Source organism: Streptomyces sp. NPDC058284 (assembly GCF_042881135.1).
Taxonomy (GTDB): Bacteria; Actinomycetota; Actinomycetes; order Streptomycetales; family Streptomycetaceae; genus Streptomyces.
In genome coordinates, this window is sequence record NZ_JBHVYE010000002.1 from 460529 (window position 1) to 474990 (window position 14462).

The 14462-nt window shown below is 73.9% G+C and carries 15 protein-coding genes and 1 pseudogene; 12 read left to right on the forward strand and 4 right to left on the reverse strand.

Annotation, left to right across the window (positions count from 1 at the left end):
- Positions 1-6 precede the first annotated feature (6 nt).
- The 3 genes from ACFVYR_RS05270 to ACFVYR_RS05280 all read left to right on the forward strand — a co-directional run bounded on the left by ACFVYR_RS05270 (position 7) and on the right by ACFVYR_RS05280 (position 1985).
- Positions 7-699 (forward strand): alpha/beta fold hydrolase, encoded by a 693-nt coding sequence (locus ACFVYR_RS05270; RefSeq protein ID WP_384248619.1) that lies wholly within the window; start codon positions 7-9, stop codon positions 697-699.
- A 163-nt stretch (positions 700-862) separates the two neighbouring features.
- Positions 863-1768 carry a polysaccharide deacetylase family protein gene (locus tag ACFVYR_RS05275; protein WP_384248622.1) on the forward strand — a complete coding sequence of 302 codons (906 nt, stop codon included), beginning with the start codon at positions 863-865 and terminating at the stop codon, positions 1766-1768.
- A 10-nt stretch (positions 1769-1778) separates the two neighbouring features.
- Complete coding sequence (locus ACFVYR_RS05280) at positions 1779-1985, forward strand: hypothetical protein (protein ID WP_384248625.1); 207 nt, start codon at positions 1779-1781, stop codon at positions 1983-1985.
- A 57-nt stretch (positions 1986-2042) separates the two neighbouring features.
- Here ACFVYR_RS05280 and ACFVYR_RS05285 read toward each other — a convergent pair whose 3' ends face one another.
- Both ACFVYR_RS05285 and ACFVYR_RS05290 read right to left on the reverse strand, forming a co-directional pair.
- On the reverse strand, positions 2043-2711 hold the full coding sequence (locus ACFVYR_RS05285) for an ABC transporter (protein WP_384248627.1): 669 nt from the start codon (positions 2709-2711) through the stop codon (positions 2043-2045).
- Positions 2711-3658: an ATP-binding cassette domain-containing protein gene (locus ACFVYR_RS05290; protein ID WP_384248629.1), complete on the reverse strand. Its 948-nt coding sequence runs from the start codon at positions 3656-3658 to the stop codon at positions 2711-2713. Before ACFVYR_RS05290 ends, ACFVYR_RS05285 begins: the two co-directional genes overlap by 1 nt.
- Before the next feature lie 90 nt (positions 3659-3748).
- Here ACFVYR_RS05290 and ACFVYR_RS05295 point away from each other — a divergent pair, with 90 nt between their 5' ends.
- The gene (locus ACFVYR_RS05295; protein ID WP_384248631.1) at positions 3749-4507 is read left to right on the forward strand and encodes a peptidyl-tRNA hydrolase; all 759 of its coding nucleotides are present in this window, start codon (positions 3749-3751) and stop codon (positions 4505-4507) included.
- A gap of 28 nt (positions 4508-4535) precedes the next feature.
- Here the strand turns inward: ACFVYR_RS05295 and ACFVYR_RS05300 are convergent, their stop codons facing one another.
- Both ACFVYR_RS05300 and ACFVYR_RS05305 read right to left on the reverse strand, forming a co-directional pair.
- Positions 4536-4934, reverse strand: coding sequence for a darcynin family protein (locus ACFVYR_RS05300; RefSeq protein ID WP_384248634.1), 399 nt, complete (start codon positions 4932-4934; stop codon positions 4536-4538).
- Positions 4935-5050: 116 nt separating this feature from the next.
- Complete coding sequence (locus ACFVYR_RS05305; protein WP_384248636.1) at positions 5051-5947, reverse strand: NAD(P)H-binding protein; 897 nt, start codon at positions 5945-5947, stop codon at positions 5051-5053.
- 246 nt (positions 5948-6193) lie between these two features.
- Here ACFVYR_RS05305 and ACFVYR_RS05310 point away from each other — a divergent pair, with 246 nt between their 5' ends.
- From ACFVYR_RS05310 to ACFVYR_RS05345, 8 genes and pseudogenes are all read left to right on the forward strand, one after another.
- Positions 6194-6856, forward strand: a complete 663-nt coding sequence (locus ACFVYR_RS05310) for a TetR/AcrR family transcriptional regulator (protein WP_384248639.1) — start codon at positions 6194-6196, stop codon at positions 6854-6856.
- Positions 6857-7004: 148 nt separating this feature from the next.
- Positions 7005-7685: a TIGR03086 family metal-binding protein gene (locus ACFVYR_RS05315; RefSeq protein ID WP_384248641.1), complete on the forward strand. Its 681-nt coding sequence runs from the start codon at positions 7005-7007 to the stop codon at positions 7683-7685.
- Complete coding sequence (locus ACFVYR_RS05320; RefSeq protein WP_384248644.1) at positions 7658-8425, forward strand: DUF4142 domain-containing protein; 768 nt, start codon at positions 7658-7660, stop codon at positions 8423-8425. The genes ACFVYR_RS05315 and ACFVYR_RS05320 overlap by 28 nt, the downstream gene beginning before the upstream one ends.
- Positions 8426-8521: 96 nt before the next feature.
- Positions 8522-9862: a DUF692 domain-containing protein gene (locus ACFVYR_RS05325; protein WP_384248646.1), complete on the forward strand. Its 1341-nt coding sequence runs from the start codon at positions 8522-8524 to the stop codon at positions 9860-9862.
- A gap of 4 nt (positions 9863-9866) precedes the next feature.
- Positions 9867-10955, forward strand: coding sequence for a TIGR04222 domain-containing membrane protein (locus ACFVYR_RS05330; RefSeq protein ID WP_384248649.1), 1089 nt, complete (start codon positions 9867-9869; stop codon positions 10953-10955).
- Positions 10956-11097: 142 nt separating this feature from the next.
- Positions 11098-11835: pseudogene (locus ACFVYR_RS05335) on the forward strand (DUF4142 domain-containing protein); the annotation flags it as partial.
- Between the two features lie 86 nt (positions 11836-11921).
- A complete protein-coding gene (locus ACFVYR_RS05340; RefSeq protein ID WP_384248652.1) occupies positions 11922-12695 on the forward strand; it encodes a TIGR04222 domain-containing membrane protein in 774 nt (257 codons plus the stop codon).
- A 111-nt stretch (positions 12696-12806) separates the two neighbouring features.
- Positions 12807-14414 carry an alpha/beta hydrolase gene (locus ACFVYR_RS05345; protein WP_384248655.1) on the forward strand — a complete coding sequence of 536 codons (1608 nt, stop codon included), beginning with the start codon at positions 12807-12809 and terminating at the stop codon, positions 14412-14414.
- Positions 14415-14462 lie beyond the last annotated feature (48 nt).

A 14462-nucleotide genomic window follows, 5' to 3' on the forward strand; every position in this document is an offset into this window, starting at 1 on the left:
ACCACCATGAAGCTGCACACCCACGAGTGGGGAACCGGCGACCGCGTCGCCGTCCTGGTCCACGGGATCATGTCGGACCACCGCACCTGGCGGCGCGTGGGGCCCGCTCTCGCCGACAGGGGCTACCGCGTGATCGGCGTCGACCTGCGGGGGCACGGGGCGAGCGGGCGCGGCGAGTACGGGGCGAAGGTCTTCGCGGACGACCTCGTCGACACCCTGCCGGCCGGCGCCGAACTCGCCCTCGGGCACTCGCTCGGCGGCCTCGCCCTGGCCCTCGCCGTCGAGCGGCTCGCCCCGGCGCGCGCCGTCTACTCCGACCCGGCCTGGGCGCTCGGCGCGGAAGGCGCGGTCGACCCGGCGGTGTTCGTGGAGTTCCAGCGGGTCCCCCGCGCCCTGATAGCGAAGTTCAACCCGCGCTGGGAGGCGGCCGACGTGGACATCGAGGCCGCCACGCTCGCCGCCTGGGACCCGGACACCGCACTGTCGATCTCCGGCACGAACGCCGTCGACCACACCCCGGCCGCCCCCGTCGTGCCGTCACTGGTGCAGGTCTCGGACCCCAGCATCGTCGTGGACGGCGCGCTCAAGGAGGAGCTGGCGCGGCGCGGCTTCGAGGTGCGGACGGTGCGGGGCGCGGGGCACACCATCCACCGCGACGACTTCGACGCGTTCATGGGCTCGCTCGACGGCTGGGTGTGAGGCGGGCGGGCGCCAGAGGGTGTCAGTGGCGTCGATGGGCATCGGTGGCGTCGATGGGTGTCAGTCGCGTCGATGGGTGTCAGTCGCGTCGATGGGCGCCGGTGGAGTGAGGCGGCACGGCATGTTGTCCTATTTGACGTATTAATGCCTATATCTTCACCGGGTGATCACTCTCGTACGGAGACCCGCCGCGCTCTGCGCCCTCGGCGCCCTGACCGCCGCCCTCGTCACCCTCGCCGGATGCGCGGGCGACACCGCCACGCCCGGTCACGACCGGCCCGCGGGGGCCACCGCCGCCCCCTCGTCGTCCGCGCCGCCCACCCTCGCGCCAGGCCCCTCCGGCCTGACCCCGGTGTTCACGAACGGGTCGCGGAAGCACGGCCGCACCGTCGCCCTCACCTTCGACGCCGACATGACCGCGGACCAGGGGCCGCGCGCGGCTGCCGGTGAGCGGTTCGATCATCCGGCCCTGGTCGCCACGTTGCGGCGGCTGAAGGTGCCCGCCACGTTCTTCATGACGGGGCGGTGGGCCGAGGAGTACCCGGCGCAGGCCAAGGCCATCGGCCGCGACCCGCTCTTCGAGGTCGCCAACCACTCGTACAGTCACCACGCCTTCACCGGCAGCTGCTACGGCCTGCCGACCGTGCCCGCCGCCGGTATGCGCGCCGACATGGAGCGCGCCTTCGCCGCCCTGCGCGGGGCGGGCGTCGAGCACCCGGTGCCGTACTTCCGCTTCCCCGGCGGCTGCTACGACCGGCAGGCCCTGCGCGCGCTCGCGCCCGGCGGCGTCACCGCCGTGCAGTGGGACGTGGTCAGCGGCGACGCCTTCGCGACCGACTCCGGCGCGGTGGCCCGGCAGGTGCTCGACGGGGTGCGGCCCGGCTCGGTCGTCGTCATGCACTGCACGCGCAGCGCGGCGCCCACGACGGAGCGCGCACTGCGCACGATCGTCCCCGAGCTGCGCGAGCGCGGGTACCGGTTCGTCCGGGTGTCGGAGCAGATCCGGTCGGTGGGAGCGGCGGGCACCCGGGGCGGCCGGGAGGGCCGGGACTCCCGGCCCAGGTCGTAGGCTGGCGGACATGGCGGAAACGGCGGACGACGACTACTGCGCTCCGGCATCGGCACCCGCACCGACCCCGGACCCGGCCCCGGCCGCATCGGGCGAGCCCTTCGCCGAGTGCGTCCTGTGCCGCGCGCCCACCGAGTACCCGGAGTCCCACAAGGGCGTCACGCTCTGCCCGGTCTGCACGTGGCAGGAGGCGCAGCGCTCGGCCTGCTCGGGGTGAGGCAGGGCAGGGAACCGGCACTTCGCCCCCTCCCGTTCCGTACGCCCTCCTCCAGCGTCACCCGCGCCGCGAGCTGAGCACGCACGCCGCCCACATCGCCGCCGCCGCGACGGCCGCCGCAGCCGCCAGTGCGCCCGGCGACGCCGGCACCACGCCGTCCCTAGACCCCGTGGTCAGATCGGTGAGGACCGACTTCGCCGGGGAGCCCGTGGTGACGAGCAGGAACAGCGCGCCGAGCAGCGACGCGGGGACGGCGCGCCCCGCGGAACGCAGCAGGGGCCAGTTGGCGAGCGCCCCGAGCGCGGTGCCGAGCAGCGCGCTGACCAGCATCGCGAGCAGACCGGCCGCGCCCGCGGACAGGCGCGGCACCGGCACCCGCGCGTTCGTGCTCGACGCGTCGCTGATGGCCGTCACTACGAGGACGGCCGCCCCGCCGAGTGCGGACGCCGCAAGGAGCGCGGCGAGCAGCGAGGCGAGGTGGGCCCGCCCCGGCCCGGCGGCCGCGGCGACGCAACCGCGGGCAGCGGGCGGCTCATTGGTCACGCAGATCCGGACCAGCCAGGCGGTCACGGGGAGCAAGCCCCCGGCGGCGTACGCGAGTGAGTCCAGGATGGGCTGCCCGCCCTGCACGCCGATGCCGAGGAACACGGCGTACAGGATGACGGGCGGAAGCCACCGCTGGGACCGCACGAGCAGGGCGGTGCGATAGCGCAGCAGGGCGCGCATCACAGCACCTCCCCGTCCGCCGTTTCCATCGCCTCCACCGCGCCCGCCTCCACCGCTTCCGTCACCCTCATCACCTTCGCCACGTGCCACGGCGGTCGCGCCGTCAGGAGTTCCCGCAGGACCCGGTCCGAGTGAGGTGCGGGAACGGTGAGACGCGTGGGCCCGGCGGACGCGTCCGGGCCCGCCGCCACGGCCGAACCCGTCATGGCCGACACCGTCACGGCCGCCGCCGTCACCGCGGCCGGGAGTCCGGCGCCCGGTGGGCCCTGGGTCTCGATGAGAACCGTCGGCCCCTGCCAACACTGTGAAGTCGCCTGTACAGTGCGGCGGTTGAGCGCCGCGCCCGCCAGTACGTACGTCTCCTCCGCCACCCCCTGGAGGCGGCGCGGGTCGTGGTCGACGAAGACCACCGAGCCGCCCGCCGCCGTGCGCTCACCCACCGCGCGGTCGAGTTCGGCGCGGGCGGCGGAGTCCAGGCCGGTCCACGCCTCGTCGAGGATGAGCAGCTCGGGTTCGGCGAGCAGGGCCTGCGCCACGGCGACCTTCTGACTGCTGCCCTTGGAGAGCTCGGACAGCGGGGTGCGCGCGTACCCGCCGGCGCCGAAGCGCTCCAGCCACTGCGCCGCGCTCCGCCGGGCGGCCCCGTGCGCGAGCCCGTGGACGCGGCCCATGTGCGTGAGGTAGCCGAGCGCCGTGAACGGCATTGCGGCCGGGAAGCGTTCGGGCACGAACGCCGTGCGCGGACGCCCCGACACCCGGCCCTCACAGGGCGCGTCGATTCCGGCGAGCAGCCTCAACAACGTCGATTTTCCTGTACCGTTGCCGCCTTCGACCCGTACCAGGGCGCCCGCCGGTATGCCGAGGTCGACTCCGCGCAGCACCCATGCGCCACGCATGCCGTAGCGGCGGCCCACCCCGTCGAGCCGCACAGCGAGATCACGTTCCATGCGGGTCATCCTCGCGTACGCCCCACGAGCACCGCACGGAGCACGGGGCAGGGCCGATCTCCCGGCCGGGAGGCTGGCAGACTGGCGGGTGTGAGCAGCGACGAGACGACCACCCCCGCAGAGCCGGCCGCCGCGGCCGCCGAGGACACCCCGTTCCGCCATGCGAGCACCTGGCGCGACGAGGCCCCGCAGTTCGTGCTGCCGCTGGTCGCGCGCATCGAACGCGCCGCGCCCCCGGCCCGCACGGACGCCCTGGAGACGGCGGCCCGCGCCGTCCTGGTGATGCTGAGCGACGAGCGTTCGCTCGGCGACGGCGAGTGGGCGCGGGCCATGCGCGACTGGGAGGACGCCCGCATCCGCAAGGTGGTGCGGCGGGCGCGCGGCGCCGAGTGGCGCAGGGCCGAGGCGCTGCCCGGCATCACGGTCACCGGCAAGTCGGCCGAGGTCCGCGTCTTCCCGCCGGTGCCGCTTGACGGCTGGCCCAAGGAGCTGGCCCGGCTCCAGGTGTCCGGCACCGAACTCGACGACCCGGAGCCGCCGCCCGGCGCCGACCCGACGCACCCCGTCCTCTGGATGAATCCCCACGTCGGCATGACGGCGGGCAAGGCGATGGCCCAGGCGGGCCACGGCGCCCAGCTGGCCTGGTGGGAGCTGTCGGACGAGGAGCGCGCGGCCTGGCGCGACGCCGGTTTCCCGCTCTCCGTCCGCACCGCCGACGCGGACCGCTGGCGCGAGGTCACCGCGGGCGGCAACCCGGTGGTCCGCGACGCGGGCTTCACGGAGATCGCCCCGGGGAAGACCGTCGCGGTCGAAGGGGTGAGCCGCGTCGGATCGCTCCCGCGTGCATGAGCCCTGGTGTCGCGCATGAGCCCTGGTGTCAGGTGCTAATGGTGGTGACGGCCTCGACGCCGTACGTGCGGGCGTAGCCGTTCTCGGTGCCGACGAGGAGGTCGACGACCTCGAAGTAGCGGTCCCAGAACGGGGTTTCGCGCAGTGCGTCGATGAGGAGCTGGTAGGCGTTGTGGTCGTCGGCCTCCCAGACCCAGACGTCGGTGACGCGGGTGGAGTAGAACTCCGTGTCGTAGAAGCGCGACCGGACACCGGTGGTCTTGGCCTTGATGGCGGGGATGACCTCGGTCACGAAGGCGTCCACCCTCTTCTGGGGCGTCATGGCGAGCCATTCGGGTGTGGTCTTGACGAGCATGAACGCGGTGACGGGCGGCTGTGCGGCCTGCGTCGCGGGTGCGGTTGCGGTTGCGGTTTCCTGGGTGGTCATGGGATGTGCCTCCGAAGCGGCGGTCGGTGTTCTGGGTTCTGGTGCGGTGGACTCTGGTGCGGTGGACTCTGGTGCGGTGGGCTCTGGTGGTGCGGCCGTACGCGGGTGACGGGTAGTCAGTCGCCGCGGACGGCGGGCATGAGGGTGTCGGCGCACCACTGCTCGAAAGTGGTGGGCGTCGCGGTGCCCCCGGTACGGGTGACGCCCGCGTCGAGGCCCGCGTCCTTGGCCCGCTTCATGTCGCAAATGCCCTGGACGAAGGCCTCGTTGAGGCCGTAGCCGACGAGGGTGGGGTACATCTCGCCGAGCGACTGGCGTTCGTATCGGACGGGGCGGCCCAGCTGCTCGGTGATGATGCGGGCCAGGTCGTTCGGGGACAGGTCCCGCGGTCCGAGGACCGGGACGTCGTCGGTGCCGGTCCACGAGCGGTCGAGGAGGAGACGGGCGGCGACGGCCGCGATGTCGGCGACGGCGACCATGGGCGCCTTGCGGTCGGGGTCGGTGTTGTCGGTGAAGACGCCCTTGTCCCGGATCGATTCGGCCTCCTCGAGGACGTTCTCGTAGAAGGACGGATTGGCCAGGGCCCGGTAGGCGACGCCGGTCCCCGCGATGAGGTCGTCCATGGCGAGGGAGGCCGTGACGAGTCCGGCGCGGTCGGCGAGCGGGGTGCCGCGGCCCAGCGCGGAGACGCCGACCACATGGCCGACGCCGTGCGTGGCGAGGGCCTTCGCGGCGGGTCCCGTGAAGCCGCGGTAGGCCGCGTCCGGCGTCAGTGAGGAGTCCGGCGGAACGAGCCAGAACACGGCGTCCGCACCGTCGAAGGCCCGGTCGACGACCTCGGCGTCACCGTGCGAACCGGTGATCACCTCGACCCGCTCGCGCACCGCGTCGGGCAGCCGGGCGGGATCGCGGACCACGACGCGCAGCTCTTCGCCACGGACGGGAGCGGAGTCCAGCAGGAGGGGGAGCAGGTGGCTGCCGATGTTGCCGGTGGGGGCGGTGATGACGATCAAGTGAAACCTCGCAGGTGGTGGTGGTTCGGTACGTCACTCATCCTGCGGAGGAGTCCGGCATTGCCACAATGGGAACTTCGGCACGGCATTGTTGCCCGAAGTGGAATTGCTGCTTGAGCTGGAGTTACGCCGCCGACCACCACGGCGTTAGGGTGCGGCCAGGACTCGGACATCGGTCAGGATCGGACAGGGGAACACGCGGGTGAGAGCGGAACGCAAGGCACCGGGCGCACGCCGGGGTCGACCGTGACCGGCGGGGCGTCCTCGGCCGGGGGACGGCTCGACGGCCGGGTCGAGCGCGGCAACCAGACCCGCCGCCTCGTGCTGCGCCGCACCGTCGACATCGCCTCCGTCGAAGGGCTCGGAGCGCTGTCGCTCGGGCGCATCGCCACCGAGCTGAACCTCAGCAAGAGCGGGGTGTTCGCGCTCTTCGGGTCGAAGGAGGAACTGCAGCTGGCGACCATCAGGGCGGCGGGGCGCATCTTCCTCGACGCGGTGGTCGAGCCCGCCCGCCAGGAGCCGCCCGGCATCGGACGGGCGTGGCGGCTCTGCGCGGCCTGGCTGGAGTACTCGGAGCGGCGCGTCTTCCCCGGCGGCTGCTTCTTCTACGGGGCGATCGCCGAGTACGACGCCCGCGAAGGGGCCGTGCACGACGCGCTGGCCGACGCCGACCGCGGCTGGACCGCGCAGGTGGAGCGGTGCCTTGGCGAGGCGCGCGACACCGGCGAGCTGCGGGCGGACACGGATGTCGCCCAGCTCGCCTTCGAACTCGTCGCCCTCATGGAGACGGCCAACGCGCACTCGGTCCTGCACGGCGCGCCGGACGCGTACCGGCGGGCGGGCACGGGCATCACGACGCGGCTGCGCGCGGCGGCGACGGATGCGGCGCTGGTCCCCCGACTCCCGTGACCTGACGCCTCGCAGGGCGGTACGCATCAGCGGAGGTGCCCCCGAAGTTTCTCCGGAAAAAGTCAGCACGATCGTTCGTTTAGTTTTATGCTGACGTCATGCCGCCACGGATCACGCGCCCCGCCCCCACCGAGGAAGCAGGTACGCCATGACCGGTCTCGTCACCCTCGACCGCACCGCCGTCCACACCTCGCTCCAGGTCCTGTCCCACGTCCGCGACGCGTCGGACTGGGAGTGCCCCACCCCGTGCGCGGGCTGGGACCTGCGCCGCCTCGTGACGCACATGACCGCCCAGCACCACGGCTTCGCGGCAGCGGCGCGAGGGGCGGGTGACGACCGTACGTTCTGGCTCGAACTCAACCTCGGCAGCGACCCGTTGGCCCGTTACGAGGAATCCGTGCGGCACGTCGTCGCCGCCTTCGCCGAGTACGCGGCAGCAGCCACGGAACAGCGGTTCACGCTGCCCGAGATCGGCGGAAGCTTTCCCGGGCGGGTCGCCGTCGGGTTCCACCTTCTCGACTACGTGGTGCACGCGTGGGACGTCGCGGCCACGCTCGGCGTCCCCGTCACCTTCCCCGACGAAGTTCTCGCCGCGGCGCTCGCGGTCGCGCGGCGCGTGCCCGCGGGCCCCGAACGGCGGGTTCCCGGGGCCGCGTTCGCCCCGCCGCTGCCCGTACCGGCCGACGCCTCACCCCTCGCCGAGATGCTCACCCGATTGGGACGCGCGCCGTTGAACGCCCCGCCCGCATCTTCCGTACCTCCTGGTATCACCGGCGACACGGGAGCACCACGGGAGGCACCTTGCGGCGCGTCAACGGCACGGCTCTGATCATCGCGGCACTTGTCGCCACGCTGGGCGCGATCGCGTTCCCGGTGTGGTCGTACGCCGACCGCTCCGGGACCGGGCCCGCCAATCTGGCCGCCGGGTCCGTCGCCACCCGGTGGGGTCCGCTCTCCGCGGCCGACCGGGACCTGCTGGTGAAGGTGCGCCTCGCGGGACTGTGGGAGATACCCGCGGGGCAGCAGGCCGTCGAACGGGCGCCGACCGAGGCCATCAAGGCGGCCGGGGACCACCTCATCGTCGGCCACACCGACCTCGACCAGCGCACCCGTACGGCCGCCGCGCAACTCGGCGTGGAGCTGCCCAACCAGCCCACCGAGCAGCAGCAGGGCTGGCTCGCGGAGCTGACCGCGGCGAGCGGCGAGACGTACCAGCGCAAGTTCGCCAACCTGCTGCGCGCCTCGCACGGTAAGGTCTTCGGCATGATCGCCCAGGTCCGCGACAGCACCCGCAACTCGCTCGTCCGGCAGCTCGCCACCGACGCCAACCAGACCGTCCTCGACCACATCACGATGCTGGAGGCCACCGGGCTCGTCGACTTCGACGGGATCGCGAACGGCGCCGCGTCGACCGCGACGGCCAGCCCCACCGGGCCCCCGCCGCCGTCCGGTGCCACTCCCCCGGCGCCGGCGCCCGCCGGGCCGAGCGGCGACATCTCCACCACGTCCCGCCCCTCACCCGCGCCGGCCGGACGGATCAACACCGCCCGGCCGGAACCTCAAATGTAGCTCTGAACGTCTCCGACCGAGGGTTCACCGCCGCCCGCCCGGGCCATGGTCTGGGAGCGGAGGACCGGGGGGTCCGGGGGACGAAGGGGGAGCGACATGCTCAGTCCGGAGATGAGGCGGGGCCCGGGCGTGGGGCGGAGTTCCGCGTCGCGGCTCGGGACCGGCATCGGGTGGCGGCCTGAGATCGCGGCGGCCGTGGAGGCGATGCCCGGCATCGACTGGGTCGAGGCCGTCGCGGAGAACCTCTGCCCGGGGCATCTGCCCGAGTCCCTGCTGCGGCTGCGCGAGCGCGGGGTGACCGTCGTGCCGCACGGCGTCTCGCTGGGACTCGGCGGCGCGGACCGCCCCGACGAGGGGCGCCTGACCGCGCTCGCCGAGCGGGCCGAGGCCCTCGGCTCGCCGCTCGTCACCGAGCACATCGCGTTCGTACGCGCCGGTGGCGCCCTCACCGCCACCCAGCCCCTGGAGGCCGGGCACCTGCTGCCGGTGCCGCGCACCCGCGACGCGCTCGACGTGCTCTGCGAGAACATCCGCGTCGCCCAGGACGCGCTGCCCGTCCCGCTCGCCGTGGAGAACATCGCGGCGCTGATCGCCTGGCCCGGCGAGGAGATGACGGAGGGGCAGTTCCTGTACGAGCTCGTGGAGCGTACGGGCGTACGGCTGCTCATCGACGTCGCCAACCTCCACACCAACCACGTCAACCGGGGCGAGGACCCGGCAAAGGCGCTGGACGAACTGCCGGTCGAGGCCATCGCGTACGTCCATGTGGCGGGCGGCTTCGAGCGGGACGGCGTCTGGCACGACAGTCACGCGCACCCGGTGCCGGAGCCCGTCCTCGCGATCCTCGCCGACCTCGCGTCGCGCGTCTCCCCGCCGGGTGTCCTCCTGGAGCGGGACGAGAACTTCCCCGAACCGGCGGAGTTGGAGCGGGAGTTGGACGCCATTCGGGCCACCGTGAAGGCATCCGGAGAGCTGCCGTCGGAGAGTGCGGGCGTCCGGCGCGAGGTGCCGCCCGCGGCCCCCGCCGCCCGGCAGCGCACCGCACTCGCGCAGACCGCCCTGCTCTCCGCTCTCGTCGCGGGCACCCCGGCGCCCGAGGGCTTCGACCACGTGCGGCTGAGGGTGCAGAGCCACGCACTGGCCGCCAAGCGGGCCGACGTCGTGGCGAAGGTCGCGCCCGAGCTGCCGGAGATCCTGGGAGCGGCGTACCGCGCGGAGTTCCTCGCGTACGCGCGCTCCCGGCCCATGACGGGCGGCTACCGCCACGACGCGCTGCACTTCGCCGAGCATCTGCTGCTCGCGGGGCGGCCGGACGACGCGGAGGCCGGGCGGCGGCTGAGCGACTGGTGGCTCGAACGGTCCGGCCCGGCGCCGCTGTCGCGGCGGCCCGCAGCGAGACTGCTGCACGCCACCCGCCGGGTCCTGCTGAGGCGGTGACCTTGTGAACACCGTGGACATGATGGGCGCCGGGTACACGGTCGTCGTCTCACTCGCCGCCGCGGAGCTGATCAGGGGTGTGGTGGCCGCCCGCCGCACCAGGTCCCCCCATCGGGCCGGCCCCCCGCCCGACGCCGAGCACGGCGCCTTCGTCCGGGGCACCCTTGAGGCGGCGTTCCTCTCCGGCGGGCCCGCCCGCGCCGCCGACGCGCTGATCGCGGGGCTGCACGAGGACGGCAGGTTGGTCGTCGCCGGGCCCGGCGTCGTCGGCATCGCCCGGCCCGCCGCGCGGAACTCCGGCGAGCAGGCGGTCATCGACGCGCACGCCGCGGCACCCAGCGGCGCGCTGCACTGGCTGCGGGCGGCGGTGATGCGCAGCGCGCCGGTGCAGGAGACAGGGGATGCGCTCGCGCGGCGCGGCCTCGTGGTGCGGCCGGGGCGGCAGCGCAAGTGGCGGGTACGGGCCGGGCTGCTGGCACTCCTGAGCCTCTTCGGATTCATGGTCGCGGCCATGCTGACCCTGTTCCTCAAACTGGACGCGTACCCCGCGTCGGGGGAGCCCGACGCCGCGCTCGACTCCGTCCTCGCGCTGCTGCCCGCCCTCGTCTTCGGCGTCGCGACCGGCCTGATCTGCCTGTCGGTCACGTCGAAACAGCTCACCGTCGCCGGGCGGTCCGCCCTGCGCGAGTACGTCGCCTCGTCGGGCCACCTGACGGGCGCGGCCCACCTGGTGGCGACCCGCGGCCTCGCGGCGGCCCACCCGGAGCTGCGGTCCCAGCTGATCGCTGCCGCCAGGACCCGCGTGCAGCCAACGGCTCCTGCGGGCCCGTACATCGCGCCCTACCGGAGCCCGGGTACGGGTGCGGGGAGCGCGGGAGGCGGGACGGCCGTGTGGTGCGGGGCGGGCGGCGGTTCCTCCTGTTCCGGCGGGGGCGGGTCGTCCTGCGGGGGCGGCGGTTCGACGTGCGGCGGAGGGAGCGGGTCCTCCTGCGGGGGCGGGTCCTCGTGCGGCGGAGGGGGTGGCTCGTCCTGTGGGGGCGGCGGGGGTGGCTCCTCATGCGGGGGCGGGGGCGGGGGCGGCGGGTCAGGTTGAGCAGCTCGCCCTACTTCTTCTGAGGGCGCACGCCGAGCCCGGCAACCGGCGTCCGCCCTATGGCAGTTGACGTACTCCCGGCCGTATCGGGCCGCGCCCCACCGGGCACGCACTAGCGTGCGGTGGCGCAACAGGAGGCGTCATGCGATCCCGAACCGTCAACGGCACCGGCCTCATCGTCGCGGGGCTCCTCGCGACCCTGGCCGCGCTGCTCTTCCCCCTCTGGTCCTACGAGGACCGCTCGGGCACCGGTCTCGCCCGGCTCGACGCCGAGGCCGTGGCGACCGACTTCGGGCCGCTGTCCGCCCTGGACCGGGACTTCATCACCAAGGTGCGGCTCGCGGGCCTGTGGGAGCTGCCCGCCGGACAGCAGGCCGAGGAGCGCGGCACCACCGGGGCCGTGCGCGCCGCGGGCGAGCACCTCGTCGAGGGCCACACGTTCCTCGACGCGCGCGTACGCGAGGTGGCGACCCGGCTCGGCCTCGAACTGCCCAGCCAGCCGAACCCCCGACAGCGCGGCTGGCTCGGGGAGTTGAGCGCCGCCCATGACGAGACGTACGACGGGAAGTTCGCGAACATCCTGCGCCGCGCCCACGGCAAGGTCTTCGCGCTGGTGGCCGAGGTGCGGGCGAACACCCGTAACTCCCTGGTGCGCGCGCTGGCCGACGACGCGAACACGACGGTCCTCGACCACATGAAGGTGCTTGAGGCCACCGGCCTCGTCGACTTCGACGCCCTCGCCCGGGACGCGGCGACCTCAGGACCGGCGCCCCCTGCGACCAGTACGCCGCCCCCACCGGGCCCGACGGACACCCCCGGCCCGGCCGCCCCGGTCACTCCGTCGCCCACCTTCCCGCTGCCTCCGGCGGCCTCCCGCCCAAAGCGGAACGTTACCTACCTGTCACCGATTGTCCGCATGGTGAATAGACCATGGCGCGACGCGGCGTCGTCGCATAGAAAGCCGCCATGTTCTGGGTCCCTCTGTTCCTCCTCGCCTGGGCCGCGGCCGGCCTGTCCTGCGGCCGGCTCTGCCTCGCCGCGAGCCGCGCCGCCGCACAGGAGAAGGCCGCCGCACGCGGGCACGAACTCACCCTCTACGAGGCGGCGTTCCTGTCCGGCGGCCCCGCCCGCGTCGCCGACGTGACGCTCGTCGCGATGGCCGGAGCCCGGCGGCTGCTGATCGCGCACACCGGCTGGGCGACCGTCGTCGACCCGGTGGGCCGTGACGAGATGGAGCGTTCGGTGCTGGGTGCCATCGGGCCCGCCGGGCAGTCGCCGATAGCGAGGGTGCGGCGGGGCGTGGCCGCCGCCGATCCGGTGCGGGCCCTCGCGGACCGGCTCGTCACGGCGGGCCTCGCCGTCCCTGACGACGCGGGCTCGGGCGTCGCGGCCGCGGTCCGCCAGGTGCGCGCCGCGACAGTCGCGGTTCTCGCGCTCGGCGCCGTCGCGGTGCTGATGCCGGGGCAGGAGGGGGGCGCCGCCGGGCAGGTGCCCGTCGCGGCCTGGTTCGCGCTGCCGCTGCTGGTGTGCACGGCCTGCCTGCTCATCGCCCGCGTCGAGGTCCATCCGTACACCCGCTGGGCGTCACCGGCGGGCCAGCGGCTCCTGGGCGCCCTGCCCGCGCGCGGCGAGGGGCTCACGGCCGTGGCCGTGCGCGGGGTCCGCGCCTCGGGCGACCCCGGGCTGCGGGCGGCCTTCTCGCACCGGCCGCCCCGGGAAGCGGCTCAACGGGGGCATTGAGCCGACACCGGCAGGGCGGTGCTTTACTTCACCAATTACCACACGAATCATCCCTTTTGTTCGAGCACCTTCCGGAACGCTCAGCCGAACAAAAAGGGGAAGACACGCGCGATGAGAGCAGCAGCCGTCCGCTATGGAACCGCCGGATCCCTGGTCCTGACCGCCCTCGTCGCCGCCCCCGCGGGAAGCGCGAGCGGCCCCACCCCCGCCCCCGCCCCCGAGACACGCGGCACCGCCGTCGCGGCCCAGCGCGCCGAGGCCGCCGGCATCCGCTGGGGCGCCTGCGCCAAGGCCGAGGGCCTCCCGCCCTCGCTGCGGTGCGGCACCGTCACCGTCCCCCTCGACTACGCCCGCCCCGACGGCAAGCAGATCAAACTGACCGTCAGCCGCACCCAGGCCACCCGGCGGGCCGCGGGCAAGAAGGTCGGCCGACAGGGCGCGCTGGTCTTCAACCCCGGCGGGCCCGGCGCATCCGGCATGTACTTCCCGCTGGTCGGCGCCATCCCCGAGTGGAAGCGCATCGCCGCGGCGTACGACCTGGTCGGCTACGCCCCGCGCGGGGTCGGCCGCTCGGCGCCGCTGTCCTGCCAGCATCCGACGAAGCACATCAAGGCGCCCACACAGTCGCCGGTCCACCCCGACGCCGCGTACAAGCGGGAGCGCGTCGCTCGGGCGAAGGCGTACGCGCGCGGCTGCGCGGCCCGCAACCCCGGGCTGCGCCACTACACGTCACTGAACAACGCGCGCGACCTGGACGTGCTGCGGGCGGCGCTCGGCGAGAAGAAGCTGACGTTCATGGGAGCGTCGTACGGCACGTACTTCGGGGCCGTCTACGCGACGCTCTTCCCCTCGCACGTGCGCCGCATGGTCTTCGACTCGGCGGTCAACCCCGACCCCGAGCAGGTCTGGTACGGCAACAACCTCGAACAGTCCCTGGCCTTCGAGCGGCGGTGGGCGGACTTCCGCACCTGGGTGGCCAAGCACGACCGCACGTACCACCTGGGGAAATCGCCCGAGCAGGTGCTCCGCAGCTACGAGAGGGTGCGCGCCGAACTGGCCCACAAGCCCGCGGGCGGCAAGGTCGGCCCCGGGCAGCTGCAGTCCGCCTACCTCCAGGCCGGGTACTACGACGACTACTGGCCGACGCGCGCCGCGGCGCTCTCCGCGTACCTGAAGGGCAACCCCAAGCCGTTGATCGAGATGGCCTCTCCCGAGCCGAGGGGGGCCGCCGAGTCGGAGAACGGGACCGCCGTCTACACCGCGGTCGAGTGCAACGACGCGCCCTGGCCCACCGACTTCGCCACCTGGGACCGCGACAACACGCACCTCGCGCGCCTGGCACCCTTCGAGACCTGGGACAACGCCTGGATGAACCTGCCGTGCGCCTACTGGAAGGCGCCCCGGCAGCGGCCCGTCGACGTGGGCACCGCCGAGGGCGTACTGCCCCCGACACTGATCCTCGCCGCCGAGCGCGACGCGGCGACGCCGTACCGGGGGGCGAAGGAACTGCACCGCAGGCTGGCGGACTCGGTCCTGGTGACCGAGCAGGCCGCGGGCACGCACGGCATCGCGGGCGGCCCCAACAAGTGCGTCAACGGCCACCTGGACGCATACCTCCTGGAGGGCCGGCTCCCCGTCCGGCGCGCGGCATGCGCACCGCACAAGGAGCCGGAGCCGACGTCCGGCGTACGGACGGCGGAACTGCCGAGAGAGCGCTAGTCCGTCACAGCGCGCCGGGCGGGCGCGGCGACCGTAATCCGGTCGCCG

Coding starts and splice junctions, on each gene's coding strand:
- ACFVYR_RS05270 (WP_384248619.1), top strand. CDS start 7: ATGAAGCTGCACACCCACGAGTGGGGAACCGGCGACCGCGTCGCCGTC.
- ACFVYR_RS05280 (WP_384248625.1), top strand. CDS start 1,779: ATGGCGGAAACGGCGGACGACGACTACTGCGCTCCGGCATCGGCACCC.
- ACFVYR_RS05285 (WP_384248627.1), bottom strand. CDS start 2,711: ATGCGCGCCCTGCTGCGCTATCGCACCGCCCTGCTCGTGCGGTCCCAG.
- ACFVYR_RS05290 (WP_384248629.1), bottom strand. CDS start 3,658: ATGGAACGTGATCTCGCTGTGCGGCTCGACGGGGTGGGCCGCCGCTAC.
- ACFVYR_RS05300 (WP_384248634.1), bottom strand. CDS start 4,934: ATGACCACCCAGGAAACCGCAACCGCAACCGCACCCGCGACGCAGGCC.
- ACFVYR_RS05315 (WP_384248641.1), top strand. CDS start 7,005: ATGACCGGTCTCGTCACCCTCGACCGCACCGCCGTCCACACCTCGCTC.
- ACFVYR_RS05325 (WP_384248646.1), top strand. CDS start 8,522: ATGCTCAGTCCGGAGATGAGGCGGGGCCCGGGCGTGGGGCGGAGTTCC.
- ACFVYR_RS05340 (WP_384248652.1), top strand. CDS start 11,922: ATGTTCTGGGTCCCTCTGTTCCTCCTCGCCTGGGCCGCGGCCGGCCTG.
- ACFVYR_RS05345 (WP_384248655.1), top strand. CDS start 12,807: ATGAGAGCAGCAGCCGTCCGCTATGGAACCGCCGGATCCCTGGTCCTG.